Source organism: Candidatus Clostridium eludens (assembly GCF_045310515.1).
Taxonomy (GTDB): Bacteria; Bacillota; Clostridia; order Clostridiales; family Clostridiaceae; genus Clostridium_B; species Clostridium_B eludens.
The window spans coordinates 42,028-66,387 of the sequence record NZ_JBJHZX010000013.1 but is presented as its reverse complement, the minus strand read 5'-3'; the positions used below and the strand labels follow the sequence as shown (position 1 = coordinate 66,387).

Below are 24,360 nucleotides of genomic sequence, written 5' to 3'. Positions count from 1 at the left end.
TAGCAGAATAAAGTTTATTTTTATTCTGTTATTGTCAATAAAGACAATAATAACTTGACTTTTTAGGGTTACCTTTATATAATAGGTTGTGGCTAATGTATAGAGGTGAGTATTGTGGAACTAAATATATCAGAATTATTGAAGGAAAAAAAAGTTGAAAAAAAACTCAATCTTATAATACAAGAGGATGGGCTTTATGATGGTATTGAATATATTAAATTATTACAGCCCATAAGTTTTATTGGAACTTTGAGCAAAGTAGAAGATGATTTTACATTAAAGGGAAAACTTCAAGGAGTGTTAGAACTTACCTGTTCACGGTGTATTGAAAAATTTCCGTATGCAATAGATATTGCAATTGTTGAAAAGTTCACAAATATTGATAAAGTGGATAGGGATGATGAAATCATATTTATAAATAGTGATGTTATAGATATTACACAAGTAATACAAAATAACATTATACTGACCTTACCAATAAAGAGGCTTTGCAAAGAGAATTGTAAGGGGTTATGTCAACAGTGTGGCACTAATTTAAACAAGTTTGAATGCCAGTGCAAAAGCCATGATATTGATCTAAGATTAGCAAAGCTAAAAGATATGTTTTTCACTGATTAAGGAGGTGTTTACTGTGGGAAATCCAGCTAGAAAATTCTCAAAAGCAAGAAGGGACTCAAGGCGGGCACAAACTTTTAAGTTAAATGCGCCACAATTAGTTGAGTGTCCTCAATGTCATGAAATGAAACTTGCCCATAGAGTGTGCAAGAACTGTGGATATTATAAAGGTAAAGAAGTTGTTTTAACTGAAAATTAGTGAAACTGCTAATAAATCTTACATAAGAATCCCATCCTTTTGTTTTATTTTATTTATAATTTATTTTGATAAAACAATTTGATGGGTTTTTTATAGTTAAGATGTTTTAAGGAGAATTATCTTATGGTATAATGTTAATATTTGATTTTAGTTCCAATAAAATCTAAGCCACTACATTTAAGGATGTGAAATAAATTATGATAATTGCTGTGGACGGTATGGGAGGAGATTTTGCACCTGGCTCAGTAGTAGAAGGCGTAGTTGAAGCAGTTAAAGCTCAGAATGTAGATATAATTATAACCGGAAGAAAAGAACTCATTGAAACAGAATTAAGTAAATATCAATATGATAAAAGCAGAATAGATATTTTAGATACCAGGCAGATTATAACTACTGAAGAATCACCAGTAATGGCAGTAAGGAGAAAAAAAGATTCTAGTCTGGTAAAAGCACTTCAGCTTGTGAAAGAAGGAAAAGCAGATGCTGCTGTATCTGCAGGAAGTACAGGAGCACTTATGGCTGGTGTAACTTTAGTTGTGGGAAGGATTAAAGGTATAGAAAGGGTAGCACTTGCACCTATGATACCCGGCAAAAATGGAGCTTTTATGATTATAGATACTGGAGCTAATGTGGACTGTAAACCTCAGTATCTTTTGCAGTTTTCACTTATGGGAAAGATATATTTTGAAAATGTATTGAAAATAAAAAATCCATCAATAGGTCTTATAAATATAGGTATAGAAGAGGAGAAAGGTAATGAATTGACTAAAAATACCTATAAACTTTTAAAAAACATGGATTTGAATTTTGTGGGTAATGTAGAACCAAGAGAAGCCACAAATGGAGATGTAAACATACTGGTTTGCGACGGATTTGTAGGAAATACAGTTCTAAAAACCTATGAAGGTGTATCTTTAAATTTGCTTAACATGTTAAAAGAAGAGATTATGAAATCAACTACTGCTAAATTAGGAGGCATCTTTTTAAAATCTGTTTTTAAGAGGATAAAAACTAGATTAGACTATTCAGAATATGGAGGTTCTGCTTTTTTAGGTTCTAGGGGAATATGTGTAAAAGCACATGGGAATTCTAATGGTAAAGCTTTTAAAAATGCAGTAAAACAAGCGGTAGCATGTTATGAGAATAGAGTTATAGATAAAATAAAATTTGAAATAGAAAAAATATATGAAGAAGAAAAGGAATAATATTTTAGCAAAAATAATTATAAGTATATTGATATAAACTAATTTATATAGTTTTAACAATAGTTGTTGTTGACGGTACATAAGTTATATAATATTATTTATGTATAAAAATTTTTTGGAGGTAAAATTATGATTTTTGAAAAAATACAGAAAATAATATCCGAGCAACTCGGTATAGATTCAGAGGAAATAACTTTGGAATCATCCTTTATTGACGATTTGGGTGCAGATTCACTTGATATAGTTGAGTTGATAATGGCGATAGAAACAGAATTTGATTTAGAAATACCGGATGAAGAAGCGGAAAAGGTGAAAGTAGTAGGAGATGTAGTTGAGTACATAAAGGCTCATATTGAAGAATAGTAGTAGATGATAAAGTCCCGTTTCACACGGGACTTTAAGTTTAAATTTTTGTGTGCATATGTATAGTGTATTATAGGTATTTTATAATAAAAGTAAATTTATTCTTGAATTTGTTAATAAAACTTAATATACAACTTTTCAGCAGACTGAAGAATAGATTTCGAGGGAGAAATATAAAATGGAGAAAAAAATAAATTTTTTTGAAGAAGTGGAAAAGACATTGGATATATGCTTTAAGGACAAAGAATTAATAAATACAGCATTAACTCATAGTTCTTATGCTAATGGAAAAAAAGGAGTAAAGTTTAATGAAAGGTTGGAATTTTTAGGAGATTCCGTACTGCAACTTTGTATATCTGAATATTTGTTTTTAATATATAAAAATAAATCAGAAGGAGAACTTACAAAAAAAAGGGCATTAATAGTTTGTGAAAATTCCTTATATGAGGTAGCTAAAAAGTGGAATATTGGAAAGTATATGAAAATGAGTAAAGGTGAAGAGATTACGGGAGGTCGTGAGAGAACTTCCATACTGGCAAATTGTGTTGAAGCTGTTATTGCGGCAATTTATATGGATTCTGGATATGAGAAAACTAAGAAATTTATAATAAGCAATTTTGAAGATATTATAGAAAAGGCTATGAGAAACGAAATAATACTGGATTATAAAACCAATCTTCAGGAAATTATACAACAAAATGGAGATATACATATAGAATATATACTTACAAAATATGAAGGCCCTCCTCATAGAAGAAAATTTTATACTGAAGTGTGTGTGGATAATAGTGTTTTAGGAAGCGGTGTAGGATATAGTAAAAAGGAATCGGAACAAAATGCGGCCCATAATGCTTTGAAAGAGTTAGTATATGAAAATAAACATGATAAGGAGATGGGGATGGATGCAAAATAGACATTATATAATACCTATATTTGTTCCCCATGAGGGATGTCCCCATAGTTGTATTTTTTGTGATCAAACTATAATTACTGGAAATGAACAAAAGGTTGATGAGGGTTTTGTAAGAAGTACTATAGAACAGTATTTGGAAACTATAAAAAGAAAAAATTCTATAGTAGAAGTATCTTTTTTTGGAGGGACCTTTACTGCCATACCAATAGATAAGCAAAGAAATCTGTTGAAGGTAGCCAAAGAGTATAAAGATAGAGGAGATATAGATTATATTCACCTATCTACCAGGCCAGATTATATTGATAAATTTATACTGGATAATTTAAAGGAATATTCTGTAGATATAATAGAGCTTGGTATACAGTCATTAGATAGGGAAGTGCTTTTAAAATCGGGAAGAGGACATTCTGCCGAAGATGTAAGGTTGGCATCCTACCTTATAAAAAAATATGAATTTGTATTGGGACATCAGGTTATGCTGGGATTACCTCATGATACTTTTGAAAAAGATATAGAAACAGTAAAAAGTTCAATAAGTATGAAACCTGACATATACAGGTTATATCCTGCTCTAGTGATAAAAGGTACTGCTATGGAGCATATGTATAGAAAGAATCAATATGAGCCATATAAACTTTCTCAGGCGGTAGATATATGTAAGATTTTATATTGCATTTTAAAGGCTAATAAAATACAGGTAATAAGAATGGGACTTCAACCTACGGAAAATATAAATTTGCAAAAAGATGTAATAGCAGGCCCTTTTCATCCTGCATTTAGAGAACTTGTAGAAGGCAGCATTTATAATAGCATTATAGAAGAAAATATACCTGCACATTATAAGGGATATATAACTATCAAAATAAATACTAGAGATCTTTCTAAACTTTATGCCAATAAAAAAGAATATTTTAACCATATGCAAGAAAAATTTAATGATTGTTTTATAGAAGTTGTACAAGATTCTTCAATGGATAGAGAAACCCTAAATATAACTGGGAAAGATTTAAGTAAATCTATATTGTTAGATGATTATATAATAGACAATTATAAAAGCAAAAATCTTTGCAAGGGAGATGAGTATTATGAAAAAAAATACTAGAGATAAGATGTTAAAAGTATTAATAGTTTTCGTGGTATTTATGTTTATAATTGGATTACTTCCAATGTTTTTTTACTAGGTGAGGAGTTGTTGTATGTTTTTAAAGGCTATTGAAATAAAAGGATTTAAGTCTTTTGCAGATAAAACGGAGTTAATATTTACAGGAGGAATTACCTCTATAGTGGGACCAAATGGAAGTGGAAAAAGTAATATTTCAGATGCAGTTAGGTGGGTGCTGGGGGAGCAGAGTGTAAAGAATTTAAGAGGAGGCAAAATGGAAGATGTTATCTTTGCAGGTACGCAGTTTAGAAAATCTTTAGGATTGTGTCAGGTTTCTCTTACTTTAGATAACGAAGACAAAAAACTGTCCCTTGAGTATTCCAATATAACTGTTTCTAGAAGGCTTTATAGGTCTGGGGAAAGTGAATATTACATAAATAATGTGCAGTGCAGACTAAAAGATATACACGAACTTTTTATGGACACAGGAATAGGGAGAGAAGGGTATTCTATAATAGGGCAAGGCAGGATAGATGCATTGTTAAGTGGAAAACAAGAAGATAGAAGGCTTGTGTTAGAAGAGGCTGCAGGTATTGTTAAATTTAAGTGGAGAAGAGGAGAAGCTGAAAAAAAATTACAAAATACTGAAGTGAATTTAATAAGGATAGAAGATATTTTAAAAACTTATGAGGAAAGACTAAAACCTCTTGAACAGGAAAATAAAAAGGCCAGTGAGTTTTTAAGGCTGTCGGAAGAACTGAAAGAGAAGGAAATAACAATATTAGTACATTCCTTAAAAAAGGTACAATATAAAGTAGACAAGCTAGAAAAATCTATAAAAGATATAACTAATAGTAATGCAGAATTGAATGAAGAACTTGCAAAGTTGAAGTATAACATAAATAGTTATAATGCACAAATTGAAAATATTAACGGAAAAAATGCTAAATACAAAGAAAATTATTATGATAAAAAGGAAAAGATTCAGCAAACGGAGAATGAAATAAGACTTTTGAAACAAAAAATAGAAGATTTAAAAGGTAATGTAAAAAGAAATTATTTAGAGTTGAAACAAATGGAATATGATAAGGATAAAAAGTTAGAAAAGGTAAATTTACAAAATCAGAACCTTTTAAAACTGGAAAGTAAGGAGAAAGAAGTTACTAGTAGTATACTGGACTATGAAAATAGTATAAAGAAAATTGAATATAATATTTCCGGTAAGGAGAATTTATATAAGAAATTGAAAGACGATAAAATAAAGTATTTTAATCATATTTCAAATTTGAAAAATAATATTGTATCAATTAAAAAAGATATAGAAAGTATGTTAGAAAGAGTTAAAAATATACAAGGTTCCTGTGAAAGTTATAATAAATGTATTGAAACAAACTCTGTAAATAAAGAAAAATTGCTTATAAGAATTTCCGATATTAAAAACCATATATCAAGCAATGAAAAAAAAATTGATGAAAATAATAAAGAAATCCTAAAGCTAAATAATATTTTTCAGGGTAAAGAAAGGGAATTACAAAAATTAAGTGGAGAATATAACAGATTAGAAGCAAACTATACAATGCTTGTAAATTTTCATAAACATTATGAGGGATATAATAGAGCCGTAAAAATACTTATGGAACGTATAAAAAGTCATAAACTGGATATACCTGAAAAGAGCTGTTTTTTAGTAGGTGAAGTAATAAGTTTGCATGAGAAATTTGAGACTTGCATAGAAATTTCACTGGGAAATAATATATCTAGTGTAATAACTAAAGATGAAATTGTAGCTAAAACTCTCATAGAATATTTGAAAAAAAATAATATAGGTAGGGCTACTTTCTTACCTATTTCTACAGTTAAGGGGAGAAGAACTTTAAATGTACGTAGGTTTGAAAAGATAAAAGGCTATATTGGAGTTGCCAGTGAACTTGTAAGTTACAATGAAGAATTTAAAGATGTTTTAAATTATATACTAGGCAGGACAATAATTTGTGAAAATATAGATAATGCTTTTCAAATAGCCAAATTAGGGGAATATAGTTTTAGAATAGTTACTCTATCCGGCGATGTGGTAAATTCTGGAGGAGCAATTACAGGAGGAAGTTTGGAAAAGAGAAGCAGCAATATAATAGGCAGGAAGAGAGAAATAGAAGAAACCTTAGCTAAAATAAAAAATATTACTCAAACTTTAACAGTCTTGAATGAAAATATAAAAAAGTGCAAAGAGGATATGAATATACTTGATAAAGAAAATGTCACTTTAAAGGAAGAAGTCTATTTAAAAAATATAGAATTGACTAAATTGCAGCAAGAAAATAATACTCTAGAAAAAGAAACTAAAAAATTAATAGAAAATAAAAAAATAGCTAATAAAGAAATATATGTGATTAATGAAAATAAGAAACTTAGTCTGAAAAAATTGAAGGAAGAAGAGGAAAAATTAAATAATTATTGTAAAGATGAACTTGAAAATAATGGTTATATTTTAAAAATAGAAGAAGAATTAAAAGATAGCAGGGAACATATTACAAATTTTAAAGAAGAACTTATGAATTTAAAAGTGAAAAAAGCTCAAATTAGTGAAAGTATTTTAAATGGAAAAAGTGAATCAGCTAGGTTAACCAGTGAAATAGAAGAAACAGATGCCAAGAAACATACTGTGGACGAGGAAATTAAAATTTGTGAAAAAAATATACATAAAAACCAGTTAGATATAAACTTAAATGAAGAAGAAATAAAAGATTTAAAACAAAAAATAGAGATTTCACAAAGAGACATAGAAGAAAGCAATTTAATGATAATTAAACTAAAACAAAAAATAAATAATAGTAATGAGCAAATAGAAATTTTAAATCTTTCCATAAATAAAAAGGAAACATCGCTTCATAAAATACAACTTACCCTTACCAGATTAATTTCTCAAAAAGATAATATACATTTAAAACTGCAAGAAGATATAAAAATTACCTATGATGAAGCCATGCAATATGATAGAGAAATAGAAAATTTAGAGGAGTATAATAGTGAAATAGTACGCTTAAAAAATAGTATTTCCAGGCTTGGAATAGTAAATTTAGGTGCTATAGAAGAATATAAGAATTTAGAGGAAAAGGTAGCATTTTTACATGCCCAAAAAGGGGATTTAGTAAAATCAAAGCAAGAGTTAAAAAAAGTAATAGATGCAATGACAGAAAAAATGAAAGGTGTGTTTAAAGAAAATTTTAGTAAATTAAAAATAAATTTTAATTATACTTTTAGAGAGTTATTCAAAGGTGGAAGTGCGGATTTGATACTTACTAAAGGAGATGAACTTACTGGAAATATAGATATAGCAGTACAGCCACCAGGTAAAAAACTGAAAAATATAAACCTTATGTCTGGAGGGGAAAAGGGATTGTCTGCAATAGCTCTTTTATTTGCCATACTTAAAATTAAGCCTACTCCTTTTTGTATACTGGATGAAATAGAAGCTTCATTAGATGATGCAAATGTGCTACGGTATGCACAATTTCTTAAAAGATTTTCTAAAGACACCCAGTTTATTGTAATAACCCATAGAAAGGGAACTATGGAAGTGAGTGATATTCTATATGGAGTTACCATGGAGGAAAAAGGGGTTTCAAAAATAGTCTCTTTAAAATTGAAGCAGTCATCTTAATTATAAATATTTATATTGAAAGGACAGATATACCATGTTTAAAGGATTTTTTAATAAACTAAAGAATGGACTTGAGAAAACTAAAAATAACTTAACGGAAAAAGTAACAGATCTTTTAAGTAGGGCAGTTAGCATAGATGAAGAACTTTATGAGGAGTTAGAAGAGATACTTATAACTTGTGATATAGGGGTGGAGACCACATTATATATTATAGAGAGCCTAAAGAAAAAAATAAAAGAAAATAAAATAAAAGATCCTTCTCTTCTAAGTAATTGTTTAAAAGAGGTTATATTGGATATATTGGGTTATGAAGAAAATAGCATTAAACCTGAGAGTATTCCAGAGATAATTTTAGTAATAGGTGTAAATGGTGTGGGCAAGACTACATCTATAGGTAAGATGTGCTATAAACTAAAAGATGATGGTTATAAAGTAATTATGGCTGCAGCGGATACTTTTAGAGCGGCGGCTATAGAACAACTGGAAGTATGGAGTCAGAGGGCAGGGGTTGATATAATAAAGCATCAATCTGGGTCAGATCCAGCTGCGGTGATCTTTGATGCCATCCAAGCATCTAAGGCGAGAAAAGCGGATGTGCTAATATGTGATACAGCAGGGAGACTACATAATAAGAAAAATTTAATGGAGGAACTGGGGAAAATAAACAGAGTAATAGATAGAGAATACAAAGAAGCTAACAGGCAGACTTTCCTTGTATTAGATGCTACAACAGGACAAAATGCAGTGCAGCAGGCTAAGCAGTTTATGGAGGTTTGTCCTGTGAATGGTATAATACTTACTAAATTAGACGGAACTGCTAAAGGAGGGATAGTAATATCTATAAAACATATGTTAAATATACCAGTAAAATTAATAGGAGTTGGAGAAGGTATAGATGATTTACAGGAATTTAAAAGTAAAGAGTTTGTAGAAGCATTATTTTAAGTGTTAAGTAAAAATACTTGACACCTTCTGTGAATTTTGATATTATAAAATACGTTAAGAAATTTTAAATTGAGAGGGTATTATGGAAGAGAGAGTACAGCTTTCCATATTACTTGATATATATGGTAAGCTTTTAACAGAAAAACAGAGAAATGTTATGGAACTGTATTATAATGCAGATCTATCCCTTGCAGAAATAGCTGAACATACTAATACTAGCAGGCAGGCAGTATATGACATTATAAAAAGATGCCATATGATTTTATTACAATACGAAGATAAACTTAATTTAATGAAAGATAAAAAAAATATGGAAGAAAGTAAGAAATCTATTCTTAATTTTATAAACTCACTGTACCGTAGTGAAAATAAAGAACTATTAGATAAGATAAAAAATTATATAATAAATAATATTTGAGTTTAGGAGGATTAGCATGGCTTTTGAAGGATTAGCTTCTAAGCTCCAGGAGACCTTAAAAAAGCTTAGAGGTAAAGGCAAACTTTCTGAAAAAGATATAAAAGATGCTATGAGGGAAGTAAAACTGGCTCTTTTAGAGGCAGATGTTAACTATAAAGTAGTAAAGAATTTTGTTAAAGGTGTTAGTGAAAAATGTTTGGGAGAAGAAGTACTAAAGAGTTTGACTCCAGCACAGCAAGTTATAAAAATAGTAAATGAAGAACTTACATCTTTAATGGGTAACAGCCAGAGTTCTATTGAATATGCTTCTAATGGATTAACTATAATAATGCTAGTAGGACTTCAAGGTGCAGGAAAAACTACAATGTGTGGTAAATTGGCCCTACAGCTTAGAAAAAAGAATAAAAACCCACTTTTAGTAGCTTGTGATGTATATAGACCTGCAGCAATAAAACAGCTTCAAGTGGTTGGAAAAGAAATTGATATACCTGTATTTTCTATGGGAGATAAAGTAGGCCCAGTAGATATATGTAAAGGTGCTGTATCCTATGCTCAAAATAATGGTTTAAATGTAGTTATAATAGATACGGCAGGTAGACTTCAAATAGATGAAGAATTGATGGATGAATTAAAACAAATTAAAGAAAATATAAATCCCCATGAAATAATGCTGGTAGTGGATTCTATGACTGGTCAGGATGCTGTCAATGTGGCATCTAGCTTTGATCATCAGCTTAACATAAGTGGAGTTGTGCTTACAAAATTAGATGGAGATACAAGGGGTGGAGCGGCTCTTTCCATAAGAGCAATCACCGGTAAGCCTATAAAATTTGTAGGTGTCGGGGAAAAAATGAATGATTTTGAAGTGTTTTATCCAGATAGAATGGCCTCAAGAATATTAGGAATGGGAGATGTACTTTCACTTATAGAAAAGGCACAGCAGTCAATTGATGAAGAAGAAGCCAAAAAGTTAGGAGACAGAATGCTTAATAAGGAATTTAACTTTGAAGACTTTTTGGCAATAATGGAGCAAACTAAAAAACTAGGACCTATAAGTAAAATTATAGAAATGGTTCCTGGGGCAAATATGAAGGAATTAAAGGGAATAGATTTATCCCAGGGAGAAAAAGAACTTGTAAAAATTGAAGCCATAATTAATTCTATGACTTTAAAAGAAAGAAGAAAGCCTTCTATTGTAAGTGCTTCTTCTTCAAGAAAAAAAAGAATAGCAATGGGTTCTGGTACTACTATACAGACAGTAAATAAACTTCTTAAAGATTTTGAGAAGATAAAGAAAGCAATGAAGCAGTTTAGCGGAATGAAGAAAGGTTTTAAAAAGGGCCCATTTGGGAAACTTCCTTTTTAAAATATAATAATAGTATTTTAGCTTTTATACTACTAAGGAGGTGATATTAATGGCAGTAAAAATAAGATTAAGAAGAATGGGTGCTAAGAAAGCTCCATTTTATAGAATTGTTGTAGCAGATTCAAGATCCCCTAGGGATGGTAGATTTGTGGAAGAAATAGGATACTATAATCCTACAACTGAGCCAACTACCGTTAAGTTTGATGAAGAAAAAGCTGTAAAGTGGATAAAAAATGGTGCTCAACCAACAAATGTTGTAAAGAAGCTTTTTGATAAGGCAGGGCTGAAGGATAAGCTTGGTAAGTAATTAACTGGGGGTGTATTGAATGAAAGAATTAGTGGAAATTATCGCTAAATCGTTAGTGGATAACCCAGATATGGTTCAAGTAAATGAAATTGCAGGTGAGCAATCTATAATTCTTGAATTGAAAGTTGCACCAGAGGATATGGGAAAAGTAATAGGAAAGCAGGGGAGAATAGCTAAAGCTATAAGAACTGTAGTAAAAGCGGCAGCTATAAAGGAAAACAAAAGAGTTGTTGTAGAGATAATATAAGAGTTAGCTTACCTAACTCTTATATTATTATAAAATGCATTTTATGATTTTCTAATATTTAGCGAAAACGAGGTGAAATTGTCCTGGTTTATTTATAAAATATTTAATTAGTTATAATACAGGACATTATGTTCTATGAAAGAATTTATAACTGTAGGACAAATAATAAATACTCATGGAATAAAAGGAGAACTAAAAGTGTATCCTTTAACTGACGATATTAAAAGATTTAAAGACTTAAAATCTGTATATGTAGAAGGTATATTAAAAAATATAATTGGATGTAAACTTCAAGCAAAGAAGGTTATACTTAAAATTGAGGGTATAGATTCTATAGAAAAAGCCATGGCATATAAAGGAAAATATTTGGAAGTACCTAGAAAAGATGCAGTCAAATTAGAAGAGGGAAGATATTTTGTTGTAGATATGATAGGCTGCAGGGTAATAGATGAAAAAGGAGTTTATTATGGGAAGATATCAGAGGTATTGCATACTTACCGAAATGATGTTTATTGGATAAAAGGCCATAAGGAACTTTTAATTCCTGCAATAGAAGATATAGTTGTAAAAGTAGACGTGGAAAAGGGAGAAATAATTATAAAGCCGGTGGAAACATGGATGTAAAAATAGATATATTAACTCTTTTTCCAGAGATGTTTCATATATTTAACTGCAGTATAATTGGGAGGGCAATTCAAAAGAATATTTTAAATATAAATACCTTTAATATAAGAAATTTTACTGAAGATAAGCATAGAAAAGTAGATGGTTATCCTTATGGCGGGGGAGCAGGAATGATAATGACTGCCCAGCCTATTGTAGATTGTATAAAAAGTGTAAAGACTCAAAATGGAGGAAATGTAATAAGCTTAGGACCCAGAGGCAAAGTTTTTGATCAATCCATGGCAAAAAAATTATCAAAAGAAAAAGAGTTAATATTTTTATGCGGCCATTATGAGGGAATGGATGAGAGAATTTATAAGTATGTAGATTTAGAAATATCTATTGGCGATTTTGTAGTAACTGGTGGAGAAATGGCCTGTATTCCTATTGTAGACAGTATATGCAGGATGATACCTGGCGTACTTTCAAGCAGTGAAAGTTACACTGATGAATCTTTTTATAATGGGGTACTTGAGTATCCGCAATATACAAGACCAGAATGCTTTAGGGGAGAAAGTGTACCTGAAGTTCTTATATCAGGACATCATGAAAATATAAGAAAATGGAGAAGGGTAAAGTCTCTTATGTTAACTAAAGATAAAAGGCCAGATTTATTTAAAAAAATAAAATTATCAAAAGAAGATGAAAAACTAATAAACTTATATGAAAATGGATATACTGACTAAATGGTGTACATATAGATTTTAAGTTATAAATTGAAGATTTAAATTATAGGTTGAAAAAAATATATCATTGTGATAAAATTTTTTTTGTGCCATACCAGCGTTCCTCTATTTATAAATCATATTGGATAAGAACGTTGAATAATTATTTAGGAGGTTATGCACAATGTTAGACATAATAAAACAAATAGAATCAGAATATATTAGAACTGATTTACCGAACTTTAACATAGGAGATACAGTAAAGGTTCATGTAAAAATCAAAGAAGGAAATAGGCAGAGAGTACAGGTTTTTGAGGGTATAGTTTTGAAGAAACAAAATGGCGGCGTAAGAGAAACCTTTACAGTGAGAAGAGTTGCTTATGGTGTTGGTGTTGAAAGAACATTCCCAATTAATGCTCCTATAATAGAAAAAATAGACGTGGTAAGAAGGGGTAAAGTAAGAAGAGCCAAATTGTATTATTTAAGAGATAGAGTAGGTAAAGCAGCTAAAGTAAAAGAAATATTAAAATAGAAAAGGGGCCTTATAAAGTCCCTTTTTTGTATGTTAAGGTGGTGTGAGATTTTGTTAAAAGAGTTGATAGAGCTTGGTAAATCAATAATAGTAGCTATTATAGCGGCATTTTTAATCATAACTTTTGTGTTTGAAACTGTAAGCGTAGATGGTCATTCTATGGATCCTACCTTAAATAACAAGGATCGATTGATTGTAGAAAAAGTGAGTTATTATTTTAGAGCACCAAAACCTGGAGATATAGTAGTAATAAAATATCCGGCAGACCCCAAAGAGAAATTTATTAAAAGAGTAGTTGCTGTAGGTGGAGAAAGAGTAAAAATTGAAAATGGAAAGCTTTATATAAATGATGTACTTAAGAATGAGCCTTATATATTGGAGCCTATGGTAAGTGATTTTAATGAAGTTACAGTACCTGCAGATACGGTATTTGTACTTGGAGATAACAGGAATAACAGTAGGGATAGCAGATTTTCCGATGTAGGTTTTGTGAGTTATAAAATGGTAGTGGGAAGAGCAGCCTTTAGAATATATCCCTTTAATAGAATGGGAAGTTTAAGTTCAGCTGCAAATTAGAGAGGAAGGGAACATATGGCTATAAATTGGTTTCCTGGACATATGGCTAGGACTAAAAGGGAGATAAAAGAAAATCTGAAGCTAGTAGATGTTGTTATAGAAATGAGAGATGCCAGGATTATAAGAAGTAGTAAAAATCCAGATATAGATAATATCTGTAATAATAAACCCAGAATAATATTATTAAATAAAAGTGATTTAAGTGAAGAAGTTATAACTAAGAAGTGGATAAATTGTCTTTCACAAGAAAATATAAGGGTTTTGGCAGTAAATTGTAATACAGGTCAGGGATTGAAAAGTATAAGACCTATGTTAAATGAATTATTAGAAGAAAAGCATAATAGAATGAAAAAAAAAGGTGTTTCAAAAATAGTTGATAGAGTTATGGTAGTAGGAATACCAAATGTAGGTAAATCCTCGTTTATAAATAAAATGGCTAAAAGCAGTATAGCCAAAATAGCAGATAGACCGGGAGTTACAAGAAGTAGACAGTGGATTAAAACTAAATTAGGAGTAGAACTTATGGATACACCAGGTATACTGTGGCCCAAACTGGAAAGTGAAGAGACACAATTACATTTAGCTTTTACTGGGGCTATAAAAGATGAAATTATGGATATAGAAAATCTAGCATTGAGTCTTTTAAAAACCCTGTGCAAAGATTATGCTGACAGGATAATAAGTAGATATAAATTAGATAGTTTGAATGAGGATGCTTTAGAGAATATGGATACTATAGCAAGAAAGAGAGGTGCTATAGTATCTGGTGGAGGAATAGATTATAATAGAGTTTCTATAATGATATTAGATGAATTCAGAGGAGGAAAATTAGGGCCTATTTCTCTTGAAAGACCTTAAAATAATGTATTATTGAAATGAATTTTTTGAAAGGTGTAATTTTATATGGCTGAAGACAGGAATAAAATAGAAAATTTATTTTGGGATAACTTAGAAAAATTTAATTTTGAAAAAATAAAAAAAGAAGTTAATAATTTAAAACAAAATTATTTTAATTATGATAACCACCATAGCTTTATGAGGATTTTGGAAAATTTGAAAATGGATAAGAGAAAAAATGTAAATAATTTATATTTCAGTTTTTATAAATTTATTTTAAATAAAAAAAAGGAAATTGAAAGAGTAAAAAGCATGTATAAATTTGACAAGCGTTTTGGGAATTATACATATGTGGCAGGAACAGATGAGGTAGGAAGAGGTCCTCTAGCAGGTCCTATAGCTGCAGCTGCTGTTATATTGAACTTAGATTATGAAGAAGATAGTAAATTGATTTTGGGTATAAAAGATTCTAAAAAGCTTACTCCAAAATGTAGATATGAATTATCGGAGATCATAAAAGAAAAAGCCTTAGACTATAATATTGCAGTTATAAATAATAGGGAAATAGATAAGAGAGGAATTTCATGGTGTAACAATGAGGTTCTAAGAAGGGCTGTGTTGGGTTTGAAATTATCTGTAGATTTAGTTCTATCTGATGGTTATGTAGTTAGAAACTTACCTGTTCACAATGAATTTATAATAAAAGGTGATTCAAAAAGTGTAAGTATAGCATCAGCTTCAATTATAGCTAAAGTATATAGAGATGAGCTTATGAAAGAATATTCCAAAATTTATACCCAATATAATTTTCAGAATAATTCAGGATATGGAACTAAAGAACATATTGGTGCCATAAGGAAGTACGGCACCTGTAGAATACATAGGACCAGTTTTTTAAAAAACATAGTATAAAAAGCAGATAAAGTTATATTTGAAAAGCGTCTTTAATAAGTTTTATAGATGGAACATCATTATAGGTATTAAATATAATTTCTATTATATCAAATCTAAAGTTAAATTTAAATAACTTTTTTCTCATTATATATATATTGGCTGTTTTGTAGATTTTAAGACGCTTAGAATAATTTACAGATTCGCAGGGATTCCCGTATAATTTTCCATAACGGGATTTAACTTCTATAAAACAAATATAATCACCATCTCTTCCTATAATATCTACTTCACCTACTTTACACCGGAAGTTTCTCTCAAGTACAGTGTATCCAATTTGGTTTAAATAATTTTTAGCAATATCTTCGCCCAGGGAACCTATATCCTTGTTAAAAGAATGCATAAATTTTCCCCTTTCATTTGAAAACTTTTTTATTATTATATCATTTGTGATAAAAATTTGCTATGTGTACCTTATTTTTTATGTAGCAAATTTATAATAAACTATAACTATTATTTATTCATTCTGATTAATCCCCAATTTAAGTTGTGTATTAGATTAGGTATGTATATATTTATGAAAATTAATAAAAAAAATATAGAAAGTACACTTCCAATGCTTATAATATCAGTATTCCTCGTTTTTATTCCAATTAGAAACAATATAAGTCCAAATGTTAACCCAAGTATAACAGATATAAAATACATATAATCACCCTATTTCTTATAATTTTTGTATGAAATAACTTTTATTATACATATTATATAATTTTTGTAAAATAAAATAAAGATTTTTTTAAAAAATTCTATAATTTACAGTAAATTGATGCTATATAAAATCTTTATCCACAAATTTTCTGTAGTATAGGGCTTCTTTTATATGAGGTTCTTTTATATACTGGCAGTTTTCTAGGTCAGCTATAGTTCTGGACACCTTCAATATTTTACCATAAGCTCTAGTAGTTAAATTATATTTGGTATAAATTCTTTTTATTAGTTCTATAGATTTTCTATTAAGTTTACAGTATTTTCTTATAAGTGTACTGTTCATATCTGAATTGTAATGTATATCTTCTTTTTTAAATCTTTCTTTCTGGATTTTTCTGGCGTTCTCCACTCTTTTTTTTATATTTTTAGAGGATTCTCCTTTTGAATGATTTTCAATGTACTTAAAATCAAGGGGATTTACAGATGCAAATAGATCTATTCTATCGATAAAAGGCCTAGATAATTTTGATATATATCTTTTCCTCTCATAGTCAGTGCAAGTGCAAGGTCTATTAGATGCGAAATTTCCACAAGGACACAGGTTAGTAGCTAAAATAGTCATAAAGTTACATGGAAAAGTAACACTGCCAGAGGCTCTATTTATAACTATTTTTTTCTCTTCTAAAGGCTGTCTTAAAACTTCAAGAACATTTTTTTTGAATTCTAATATTTCATCCAAAAAGAGTATTCCATTATGGGCAAGAGATATTTCACCTGGCATTAGATTTTTTCCCCCTCCTACTAGAGAAATGGGGGTACTGGTATGGTGGGGACTTCTAAATGGAGGATTAGTTAGGAGTCCTTCGTTTTCAGTTAAATTTCCGCTTATACTGTATATTTTAGTAACTTCCAGGGCTTCTGCGTAACTTAAATTAGGTAATATGGTGGGCATTCTTTTAGCCATCATGGTTTTACCTGAACCAGGAGGTCCTGCCATGAGTATATTATGGTTCCCCGCAGCAGCAACTTCTAGGGCACGTTTGGAACTTTCCTGGCCTAATATATCTGAAAAATCAAGTGAAAAGTGTCTTTTTTGATATGTTTTTTTATAATTGTAGGGAAGCAAATCTCTATATTTTATAAAATATGATACTTCTTTTAAATTTTTAAAGGCATAGCAGTTACTTCCCTTTATTGAAGAGCATTCTTTTGCATTATTTAGAGGAACTATAAAATTTGTTATATTATTTTTTATGGCTTCCATTGTTATTGGAAGTACTCCTCTTATTTTATTTAAATCTCCGTACAGTGAAAGTTCCCCCATAATTAAAAAATCTTCTGAATCATGAAAGTTTATTTGATTTGTGGCAATCAATATTCCTATAGCTATAGGTAAATCAAAAAGGGAACCTACCTTTTTGATATCTGCAGGAGCCAAATTTACTGTTATTTTTTTTACGGGAAATTCAAATCCAGAATTTATAATAGAAGCTCTTACTCTCTCTTTAGATTCTTTTACTGAAGTATCTGCAAGACCTACTATATTAAAAGACGGGAATCCACGTTTCACATCTACTTCAACTGATATAATGTTTCCGTCTATACCTAAAAAAGAAGCTGTATTTATTTTAATAGACATCTATGTTATCACCTCTAGTTAATTCTTGACAATAACACGATAGTTTAATCTCTTAATGTAAAAATGTTATAATTTTTCATAGGTATTTTTCAGCAGCAGGGAGTCTTTTTCAAGTATAGGGCTCTCACATATTATGCACCCTTTCACCTGAAAGTTTTTTAAAGCCCTCAAGCATTCTATATAATTAAAATCACTTTCAAGAAAAGGTAAATGATTTAGCTCACCTTTTTGGCTGTAACGTATGCCGGATATATGTATATGCATATCCATTAAAGCTTCTTCGCCAAGATTTTCTTGTATATATTCTAAAATTTGTGCAAAATCATTATAATCTTTTAATGCGCCGTTATACCTGGCATGTATATGTGCAAAGTCTACGCATAATTTACAGGAAGGAACATCTTTGCATAGAGAGACCAATTCTTTTAAACTTCCAAATTGGCTGCCTTTACCTGTAGTTTCTAGGCGATAGTCTACATGCTCATAGGGTAATTTTAGTAAATTTTGTTTTATGGTATTATAAGTTTCTTCTTTAGAACTTTTTAAATAAAAGCCAGGATGAAATATTAAACTTCTTCCGTTGACTTTAGATAGTGCAGACGCACATTTTGAAATTCTTTCTAAGGATTGTAATTGTTTTTCTAATTCATCTGCATTCAAATTTATAAAATATGAGCCATGAGCAGAGAGATAAAAATTATTTTCTGTTTTTTTCTGCAGTATGGAATCTTTGTTTTTATCTGTTACATTTATGAAGCGGACAAAGGGTAATTCCATAGCATCAAGACCTAAAGAGGCTAGGTAGTCTATAGCAGAGGAATAATTAAATTTAGTAGTACCATCTCCTAATGGAAGTCCAGATATTCCAAATAATAATTTATTCATAATTATAATCTCCTCAATAAAATATATTATTTAATAAATAATATAACATATATAAACTATGTATGTAAATGTAACTTTTAGAAGGTGAATAGATTGTAAGTAAAATTTTATTAATTAGGAATAAAATATTTAAATTGTGAGCATAATTTTTACATATTATTGGCAAGGGGTGTGAATAGCACATGAATGTATATGATCTATGGTTTGCTTCTGTTAGGATATCTAATAAAATAAAAATTAATATTTTAAAAAAGTTTAAGAGTATGCAGGAAATATATGAACAAAATATTTGTAATAATAGTTACATATACTCTAGTAAGAACTGTGACAAAATATATATGGAATTAAATAAAGCCTGGGATATGGAAAAATTGAAAAGTATGCTGGAGTACTGTTTTAAAGAAGAAATCAAAACTGTAAACTTTTATGAAAAGGAATATCCTGAAAAGTTAAAAAATTATGAAGATTGCCCAGCAGTTTTATTTTATAAAGGTAACATTGAAAAGTTAAATACTAATTTAAGTGTTGCTATTGTAGGAGCTAGAAACTGTAGTTTTTATGGAGAAAATGCGGCTTCATTAATAAGTAAAGAAATTTCTGTGAACAATATTAATGTAATAAGTGGTATGGCTAGAGGAATTGACAGTTGTGCTCATAGAGCTTGTGTTGAAAATGCTGGATATACTTGTGGAGTACTTGGTTCAGGTGTAGATGTAATATATCCTGCTGAAAATAAAAAGTTATATGGGAATATTTCAAAAGATGGATGCGTATTATCTGAGTTTATTCCTAAAACAAAACCCTATCCTTACAATTTTCCATTAAGAAATAGAATCATAAGTGGACTTAGTGATCTTGTAATTATTGTTGAGGCAGAAGATAGAAGTGGAGCTTTAATAACGGCCAGTTGTGCATTAGAACAGGGAAAAGATGTTATGGCAGTACCTGGTTCTATATTTTCTTCTAAAAGTAAGGGAACAAATAAACTTATAAGAGATGGAGCTTATGTTTTTACATGTTTAGAGGATTTATTCCAGTTATTATCTTTACAGTATAGGAATAAAAACCATATAAAAGAGGACAAATTAAATGATAAAGAGGAAAAAATATTTAAGATTATAGGACAAATTCCTATACATATAGATGAAATATGTAGAATTACTAATGTTGACATAAAACAATTATATGAGTTATTATTTGAATTGCAGTTAAAAAATAAAATAATGTGTCTTTCTGGTAATTATTATGTAAAAATTGAAAGTGCTAAAAGTATTATAAAATAAGGTATATTTATTTAAATAAAGAATAATATTTAGTTAATTAAAGAGACTAAATATTAATGGGTAAAATAAGGGGGTGCAGTACTCTGGATTAGATTTCTATAATAACCAGAGCATAAAATGGGACAAAAATTAGTTATAGTTGAATCACCGGCAAAAGCTAAGACTATAGGAAAATATTTAGGCAAAAATTATGTAGTGGAAGCTTCAATGGGCCATGTTAGAGATCTTCCAAAAAGTCAATTGGGAGTTGATATAGATAATGAATACAATCCTAAATATATAACTATAAGGGGAAAAGGAGTGCTTCTGGATAAACTTAAGAAAGAGGCAAAAAAGAGCGAAAAAGTATATTTAGCTACAGACCCTGATAGGGAAGGAGAGGCTATTTCTTGGCATTTATCACATGTTCTTAAGTTAGATGAAAGTGAAAAGTGCAGAATAGAGTTCCACGAAATTACTAAAAATGCTGTGAAAGATTCCATAAAGTCTGCAAGGGCAATAAATTTGGATTTAGTTAATGCACAACAGGCAAGAAGAATACTGGATAGGCTAGTTGGATATAAAATAAGTCCAATACTCTGGAAAAAAGTCAAATGGGGATTAAGTGCAGGTAGAGTACAGTCTGTAGCACTTAAAATGATATGTGAGAGAGAAAAAAAAATATTAAGCTTTGTACCCGAGGAATACTGGACTGTGGAGTGTATGCTTCATAAAAAGGATGAGAGTAAGTGCTTTACTGTAAAACTTACTACTTTTAATAAAAAAAAGATTGAAATTTCTAATAAAGATGAAGTGGATAAGATTATTAAGGAGCTGGAAAGTGGAGATTTTATTGTAAAATCTATTAAAAATACCTGTAAAAATAAAAATCCTCTACCTCCGTTTATTACAAGTACTCTTCAGCAGGATGCATATAAGAAGCTGAATTTTTCCACTAAGAAAACTATGTCTATAGCTCAGCAGCTTTATGAGGGAGTGGACATAAAAGGTCATGGTACTGTGGGTCTTATAACTTATATGAGAACGGATTCTGTAAGGATTTCTAAAGAAGCTCAACAAGTCTGTAGGGATTTTATAACAGGGGAATTTGGAGAAAAATATATTGAAGCTAAGCCTAGAAATTTTAAAAGCAAAAAGAATATACAAGATGCTCACGAGGCCATAAGGCCTACCAATGTGGAAATAACTCCAGGTAAAGCTAAGGAAGATTTGAAACCGGATCAATATAAGGTTTATAAATTAATATGGGATAGATTTGTGGCAAGCCAAATGGCATCTGCAAAAATTGATGTTACCTCTATAGACATAGTTAATAATAATTATGGATTAAAAGTTGGTGGATCCAAAATAAAATTTGATGGATTTATGAAAGTATATGAGTATTTAACAGATGAAGAAAAATTGGATATAGTTTTACCAGAATTAGAGGAAGGAGAACTGGTATTTAAAAAATCTATAAATGGAAAGCAGCATTTTACACAGCCACCAGCTAGATTTTCAGAAGCGACTCTTGTAAAAACTCTTGAAGAAAACGGTATAGGGAGACCTAGTACATATGCTCCTATACTATCAACTCTTTTAGACAGAAAATATATACAAAGGGAGAAGAAAACTTTAATACCAACAGAATTAGGTGATATAGTAAACAATATACTTAGTGAGTATTTTAAACAGGTAGTAGATGTGGAATTCACTGCGGAAATAGAGTCGAAGCTGGATAATATTGAAGAAGGAAAAGATAATTGGAATAATGTGGTGGGGAAGTTCTATGAACCTTTAAAAAAATCTATTGAAATAGCTGAAAAAGAAGTCGCCAGAATTACTATAGAAGATAAGGTTACAGATATAAAGTGTGATAAATGTGGAAGAAATATGGTAATAAAGCATGGAAGATTCGGCGATTTTTTAGCATGTCCTGGATATCCAGAATGTAAAAATACAAAACCTATATTAGAAGAATTAGACGTCAAATGTCCTAAATGTGGAGGAAAAGTTTTAGTAAAGAAAAGTAGAAAAGGTAGAAAATTCTATGGATGCAGCCATTATCCAAACTGTGATTTTGTAAGTTGGCTAGAGCCTACAAATGAACAGTGCCCGTTATGCCACAGTTATATGCTAAAAAAGTATAGCAAATCAAAAGGAAATTATTTAGAATGTTCTAATTCAGAATGTAAACATAAAGAATATAAAAGCCTAGAAGATAATAAATGATAGTATGGAAGTTTAAAATGCAGAAAAGATTTAATGTTTAGATTAGATACTATATATTTAAGATTGTGTTAAAATACCTAGAGATATTTTATTAATTTTTTAAGAAATTTTAAAGTAATAAATCGGCATATGTTAGTAAATCATAGTTGAATTATGACAACTATTATGTTATCATAATTAATGGATAAAACATAATTCTAAATATTTTAAAAAATCAAAATTGTTAGCACTATAACTTAAAAATTTCTTTATATTGTTTTTGAAAAATATGTTGTTTTTTCAAATATAATTATATAATTAGGCTGTTATGTGTATTAAATAAATTTTAGTGGCAATGAGGAGGGTATAAATGGCAACATTATTAGATAAAACAAGAAAACTCAACAAGATATTACAAAAGTCAGGAGTAGAACCGGTAGTTTTTGATGATATATGTAAAATATTGAGTGAAGTTTTAGGCTGTAATGTCTATATTATAAGCAGAAGAGGTAAAGTATTAGGGTATAATTTTCCGGATGGATTTGAATGTGATACAGTAAAGAACAAAATAATAGGAGAAATGAGATTTCCAGAACAATATAATAATGAGTTGTTAAATTCTCATGAGACTCTTTCAAATTTATCAAATCATGGAATTTGTGTTTTTGAAGATGGAACCTCTTGCAATTTAGATAATAAAATTACAACTATAGTTCCTATAATAGGGAATAGAGAAAGATTAGGTACGTTGTTATTAGCAGGTTTTGGAGAAAAATTCACAGATGAAGATCTGGTGCTAGGAGAATACAGTGCTACTATTGTAGGCCTTGAAATATTAAGGGCTAAAAATGATGAGATAGAAGAAGAGGCTAGAAAAAAAGCTGTAGTTCAACTAGCTATTGGAACATTATCTTATTCAGAATTGGAAGCTGTAGAGCATATATTTAATGAGCTGGATGGAAAAGAAGGATTACTTGTGGCATCCAAAATAGCAGATAAGGTTGGTATAACCAGATCTGTAATAGTAAACGCGCTTAGAAAATTTGAAAGTGCCGGAGTAATAGAATCCAGATCTCTTGGAATGAAGGGAACTCATATTAAAATATTAAATGAGAAATTATTGGATGAGTTGAAAAAGATAAAATAATTTTATTACGGTTAAATATTGTAATTTTTTATTGAATAGATTTATACCATATGATATACTACATAAGGTATTAAAATACACACATTATCTAATTTATAAATAGGTGCCTTACAGGTTAATTTATAAATATGAAGATGATGGAGGGAGAACCTAGGAGGGAAAATATAATGTCAATTATTTCAATGAAACAATTATTAGAATCAGGTGTTCATTTTGGACATCAAACTAGAAGATGGAACCCTAAAATGGCTTCATACATTTTTACAGAAAGAAACGGGATCTATATAATCGATTTACAAAAAACAGTAAGAAAAATTGAAGACGCTTATGAATTTGTAAAGAAAGTTTCAGCTGATGGTAAAGATATATTATTTATAGGTACTAAAAAGCAGGCACAGGAAGCTATTAAGGAAGAAGCAAAGAGAAGTAATATGCACTATGTGAATAATAGGTGGCTTGGAGGTATGCTGACTAATTTCTTAACTATAAAAAATAGAATTAAAAAGTTAGAAGATTTAGAGAAAATGGAAGAAGACGGCACATTTGAAATTCTTTCAAAAAAAGAAGTTATAAAATTGAGAAATGAAAAACAAAAATTGGAGAAAAATTTAGGCGGAATCAAAGCCATGAATGCGGAAAACGTAGGTGCATTGTTTGTGGTTGATCCAAGAAAAGAAAAAAATGCTATTTCAGAAGCTAAAATTTTGGGTATTCCAGTTGTGGCTATAGTAGATACGAATTGTGATCCTGACGAAGTTGATTATGTTATACCTGGTAATGATGATGCGATAAGGGCAGTAAAATTAATCACAGCTAAAATGGCAGATGCCGTAATTGAAGGAAGACAGGGAGAACAATTAGCGGAAGAGTAGTTTAAATTCATAAAAGTATATATATTAGGGTCAAATACAAGTTAGGAGAGGAGTTGAAAAACCGTTATTGATAATTTTAACAATTGTCAGGTAGGGTGTGAAGCATCCGAATTTAAGCCCTGGGAGTACTGGA

26 protein-coding genes are annotated in these 24,360 nt (G+C 29.9%); 23 read left to right on the top strand and 3 right to left on the bottom strand.

Annotation, left to right across the window (positions count from 1 at the left end; translation table 11 throughout):
- Positions 1-114: 114 nt before the first annotated feature.
- The 19 genes from ACJDU8_RS10255 to ACJDU8_RS10165 all read left to right on the top strand — a co-directional run bounded on the left by ACJDU8_RS10255 (position 115) and on the right by ACJDU8_RS10165 (position 15,524).
- Positions 115-618, top strand: a complete 504-nt coding sequence (locus ACJDU8_RS10255; protein ID WP_406792059.1) for a YceD family protein — start codon at positions 115-117, stop codon at positions 616-618.
- Between the two features lie 13 nt (positions 619-631).
- On the top strand, positions 632-814 hold the full coding sequence (rpmF, locus tag ACJDU8_RS10250) for a 50S ribosomal protein L32 (protein WP_406792058.1): 183 nt from the start codon (positions 632-634) through the stop codon (positions 812-814).
- A gap of 197 nt (positions 815-1,011) precedes the next feature.
- Complete coding sequence (plsX, locus tag ACJDU8_RS10245) at positions 1,012-2,019, top strand: phosphate acyltransferase PlsX (RefSeq protein WP_406792057.1); 1,008 nt, start codon at positions 1,012-1,014, stop codon at positions 2,017-2,019.
- 129 nt (positions 2,020-2,148) lie between these two features.
- Entirely contained in the window at positions 2,149-2,382 is a 234-nt protein-coding gene (gene acpP / locus ACJDU8_RS10240; protein WP_406792056.1) for an acyl carrier protein, read from the top strand.
- Positions 2,383-2,560: 178 nt separating this feature from the next.
- Positions 2,561-3,295 carry a ribonuclease III gene (gene rnc / locus ACJDU8_RS10235; protein ID WP_406792055.1) on the top strand — a complete coding sequence of 245 codons (735 nt, stop codon included), beginning with the start codon at positions 2,561-2,563 and terminating at the stop codon, positions 3,293-3,295.
- Complete coding sequence (locus ACJDU8_RS10230; protein ID WP_406792054.1) at positions 3,285-4,397, top strand: elongator complex protein 3; 1,113 nt, start codon at positions 3,285-3,287, stop codon at positions 4,395-4,397. Before rnc ends, ACJDU8_RS10230 begins: the two co-directional genes overlap by 11 nt.
- Entirely contained in the window at positions 4,381-4,476 is a 96-nt protein-coding gene (locus ACJDU8_RS10225; protein WP_406792053.1) for a DUF4044 domain-containing protein, read from the top strand. The genes ACJDU8_RS10230 and ACJDU8_RS10225 overlap by 17 nt, the downstream gene beginning before the upstream one ends.
- 15 nt (positions 4,477-4,491) lie before the next feature.
- Positions 4,492-8,055, top strand: a complete 3,564-nt coding sequence (gene smc / locus ACJDU8_RS10220; RefSeq protein ID WP_406792052.1) for a chromosome segregation protein SMC — start codon at positions 4,492-4,494, stop codon at positions 8,053-8,055.
- 34 nt (positions 8,056-8,089) lie between these two features.
- Entirely contained in the window at positions 8,090-9,001 is a 912-nt protein-coding gene (gene ftsY / locus ACJDU8_RS10215) for a signal recognition particle-docking protein FtsY (RefSeq protein WP_406792051.1), read from the top strand.
- 82 nt (positions 9,002-9,083) lie between these two features.
- Positions 9,084-9,419, top strand: coding sequence for a putative DNA-binding protein (locus tag ACJDU8_RS10210; RefSeq protein ID WP_406792050.1), 336 nt, complete (start codon positions 9,084-9,086; stop codon positions 9,417-9,419).
- Positions 9,420-9,435: 16 nt separating this feature from the next.
- Positions 9,436-10,785 carry a signal recognition particle protein gene (ffh, locus tag ACJDU8_RS10205; RefSeq protein WP_406792049.1) on the top strand — a complete coding sequence of 450 codons (1,350 nt, stop codon included), beginning with the start codon at positions 9,436-9,438 and terminating at the stop codon, positions 10,783-10,785.
- Positions 10,786-10,834: 49 nt separating this feature from the next.
- A complete protein-coding gene (gene rpsP, locus ACJDU8_RS10200; protein WP_406792048.1) occupies positions 10,835-11,092 on the top strand; it encodes a 30S ribosomal protein S16 in 258 nt (85 codons plus the stop codon).
- 19 nt (positions 11,093-11,111) lie between these two features.
- A complete protein-coding gene (locus ACJDU8_RS10195) occupies positions 11,112-11,339 on the top strand; it encodes a KH domain-containing protein (protein ID WP_261671555.1) in 228 nt (75 codons plus the stop codon).
- Positions 11,340-11,474: 135 nt separating this feature from the next.
- Positions 11,475-11,963, top strand: coding sequence for a ribosome maturation factor RimM (gene rimM / locus ACJDU8_RS10190; RefSeq protein WP_406792047.1), 489 nt, complete (start codon positions 11,475-11,477; stop codon positions 11,961-11,963).
- Positions 11,954-12,688 carry a tRNA (guanosine(37)-N1)-methyltransferase TrmD gene (trmD, locus tag ACJDU8_RS10185; RefSeq protein WP_406792046.1) on the top strand — a complete coding sequence of 245 codons (735 nt, stop codon included), beginning with the start codon at positions 11,954-11,956 and terminating at the stop codon, positions 12,686-12,688. The genes rimM and trmD overlap by 10 nt, the downstream gene beginning before the upstream one ends.
- Before the next feature lie 163 nt (positions 12,689-12,851).
- The gene (gene rplS, locus ACJDU8_RS10180; RefSeq protein WP_406792045.1) at positions 12,852-13,199 is read left to right on the top strand and encodes a 50S ribosomal protein L19; all 348 of its coding nucleotides are present in this window, start codon (positions 12,852-12,854) and stop codon (positions 13,197-13,199) included.
- A 51-nt stretch (positions 13,200-13,250) separates the two neighbouring features.
- Positions 13,251-13,775, top strand: a complete 525-nt coding sequence (lepB, locus tag ACJDU8_RS10175; RefSeq protein ID WP_406792044.1) for a signal peptidase I — start codon at positions 13,251-13,253, stop codon at positions 13,773-13,775.
- Between the two features lie 15 nt (positions 13,776-13,790).
- Complete coding sequence (gene ylqF / locus ACJDU8_RS10170) at positions 13,791-14,633, top strand: ribosome biogenesis GTPase YlqF (protein WP_406792043.1); 843 nt, start codon at positions 13,791-13,793, stop codon at positions 14,631-14,633.
- 45 nt (positions 14,634-14,678) lie between these two features.
- On the top strand, positions 14,679-15,524 hold the full coding sequence (locus ACJDU8_RS10165) for a ribonuclease HII (protein ID WP_406792042.1): 846 nt from the start codon (positions 14,679-14,681) through the stop codon (positions 15,522-15,524).
- Between the two features lie 13 nt (positions 15,525-15,537).
- Here the strand turns inward: ACJDU8_RS10165 and ACJDU8_RS10160 are convergent, their stop codons facing one another.
- The 3 genes from ACJDU8_RS10160 to ACJDU8_RS10150 form a co-directional block, all read right to left on the bottom strand.
- Positions 15,538-15,906, bottom strand: a complete 369-nt coding sequence (locus ACJDU8_RS10160; RefSeq protein WP_406792041.1) for a YraN family protein — start codon at positions 15,904-15,906, stop codon at positions 15,538-15,540.
- 426 nt (positions 15,907-16,332) lie between these two features.
- On the bottom strand, positions 16,333-17,850 hold the full coding sequence (locus ACJDU8_RS10155; protein WP_406792040.1) for a YifB family Mg chelatase-like AAA ATPase: 1,518 nt from the start codon (positions 17,848-17,850) through the stop codon (positions 16,333-16,335).
- Between the two features lie 66 nt (positions 17,851-17,916).
- A complete protein-coding gene (locus ACJDU8_RS10150) occupies positions 17,917-18,735 on the bottom strand; it encodes a TIM barrel protein (protein ID WP_406792039.1) in 819 nt (272 codons plus the stop codon).
- 182 nt (positions 18,736-18,917) lie between these two features.
- Here ACJDU8_RS10150 and dprA point away from each other — a divergent pair, with 182 nt between their 5' ends.
- From dprA to rpsB, 4 genes are all read left to right on the top strand, one after another.
- Positions 18,918-20,018 carry a DNA-processing protein DprA gene (gene dprA, locus ACJDU8_RS10145; RefSeq protein WP_406792038.1) on the top strand — a complete coding sequence of 367 codons (1,101 nt, stop codon included), beginning with the start codon at positions 18,918-18,920 and terminating at the stop codon, positions 20,016-20,018.
- A 117-nt stretch (positions 20,019-20,135) separates the two neighbouring features.
- Positions 20,136-22,229 (top strand): type I DNA topoisomerase, encoded by a 2,094-nt coding sequence (topA, locus tag ACJDU8_RS10140; RefSeq protein WP_406792037.1) that lies wholly within the window; start codon positions 20,136-20,138, stop codon positions 22,227-22,229.
- Between the two features lie 349 nt (positions 22,230-22,578).
- Complete coding sequence (gene codY, locus ACJDU8_RS10135; RefSeq protein ID WP_406792036.1) at positions 22,579-23,355, top strand: GTP-sensing pleiotropic transcriptional regulator CodY; 777 nt, start codon at positions 22,579-22,581, stop codon at positions 23,353-23,355.
- 167 nt (positions 23,356-23,522) lie between these two features.
- Positions 23,523-24,227 (top strand): 30S ribosomal protein S2, encoded by a 705-nt coding sequence (rpsB, locus tag ACJDU8_RS10130; protein ID WP_406792035.1) that lies wholly within the window; start codon positions 23,523-23,525, stop codon positions 24,225-24,227.
- The last annotated feature ends 133 nt before the right edge of the window (positions 24,228-24,360 follow it).

Bases quoted from the DNA above. Each gene is read 5' to 3' on its own strand.
- plsX (WP_406792057.1), top strand. From the start codon at position 1,012: ATGATAATTGCTGTGGACGGTATGGGAGGAGATTTTGCACCTGGCTCA.
- acpP (WP_406792056.1), top strand. From the start codon at position 2,149: ATGATTTTTGAAAAAATACAGAAAATAATATCCGAGCAACTCGGTATA.
- rnc (WP_406792055.1), top strand. From the start codon at position 2,561: ATGGAGAAAAAAATAAATTTTTTTGAAGAAGTGGAAAAGACATTGGAT.
- ACJDU8_RS10230 (WP_406792054.1), top strand. From the start codon at position 3,285: ATGCAAAATAGACATTATATAATACCTATATTTGTTCCCCATGAGGGA.
- ACJDU8_RS10225 (WP_406792053.1), top strand. From the start codon at position 4,381: ATGAAAAAAAATACTAGAGATAAGATGTTAAAAGTATTAATAGTTTTC.
- smc (WP_406792052.1), top strand. From the start codon at position 4,492: ATGTTTTTAAAGGCTATTGAAATAAAAGGATTTAAGTCTTTTGCAGAT.
- ftsY (WP_406792051.1), top strand. From the start codon at position 8,090: ATGTTTAAAGGATTTTTTAATAAACTAAAGAATGGACTTGAGAAAACT.
- ACJDU8_RS10210 (WP_406792050.1), top strand. From the start codon at position 9,084: ATGGAAGAGAGAGTACAGCTTTCCATATTACTTGATATATATGGTAAG.
- ffh (WP_406792049.1), top strand. From the start codon at position 9,436: ATGGCTTTTGAAGGATTAGCTTCTAAGCTCCAGGAGACCTTAAAAAAG.
- rpsP (WP_406792048.1), top strand. From the start codon at position 10,835: ATGGCAGTAAAAATAAGATTAAGAAGAATGGGTGCTAAGAAAGCTCCA.
- ACJDU8_RS10195 (WP_261671555.1), top strand. From the start codon at position 11,112: ATGAAAGAATTAGTGGAAATTATCGCTAAATCGTTAGTGGATAACCCA.
- rimM (WP_406792047.1), top strand. From the start codon at position 11,475: ATGAAAGAATTTATAACTGTAGGACAAATAATAAATACTCATGGAATA.
- trmD (WP_406792046.1), top strand. From the start codon at position 11,954: ATGGATGTAAAAATAGATATATTAACTCTTTTTCCAGAGATGTTTCAT.
- rplS (WP_406792045.1), top strand. From the start codon at position 12,852: ATGTTAGACATAATAAAACAAATAGAATCAGAATATATTAGAACTGAT.
- ylqF (WP_406792043.1), top strand. From the start codon at position 13,791: ATGGCTATAAATTGGTTTCCTGGACATATGGCTAGGACTAAAAGGGAG.
- ACJDU8_RS10165 (WP_406792042.1), top strand. From the start codon at position 14,679: ATGGCTGAAGACAGGAATAAAATAGAAAATTTATTTTGGGATAACTTA.
- ACJDU8_RS10160 (WP_406792041.1), bottom strand. From the start codon at position 15,906: ATGCATTCTTTTAACAAGGATATAGGTTCCCTGGGCGAAGATATTGCT.
- ACJDU8_RS10155 (WP_406792040.1), bottom strand. From the start codon at position 17,850: ATGTCTATTAAAATAAATACAGCTTCTTTTTTAGGTATAGACGGAAAC.
- ACJDU8_RS10150 (WP_406792039.1), bottom strand. From the start codon at position 18,735: ATGAATAAATTATTATTTGGAATATCTGGACTTCCATTAGGAGATGGT.
- dprA (WP_406792038.1), top strand. From the start codon at position 18,918: ATGAATGTATATGATCTATGGTTTGCTTCTGTTAGGATATCTAATAAA.
- topA (WP_406792037.1), top strand. From the start codon at position 20,136: ATGGGACAAAAATTAGTTATAGTTGAATCACCGGCAAAAGCTAAGACT.
- codY (WP_406792036.1), top strand. From the start codon at position 22,579: ATGGCAACATTATTAGATAAAACAAGAAAACTCAACAAGATATTACAA.
- rpsB (WP_406792035.1), top strand. From the start codon at position 23,523: ATGTCAATTATTTCAATGAAACAATTATTAGAATCAGGTGTTCATTTT.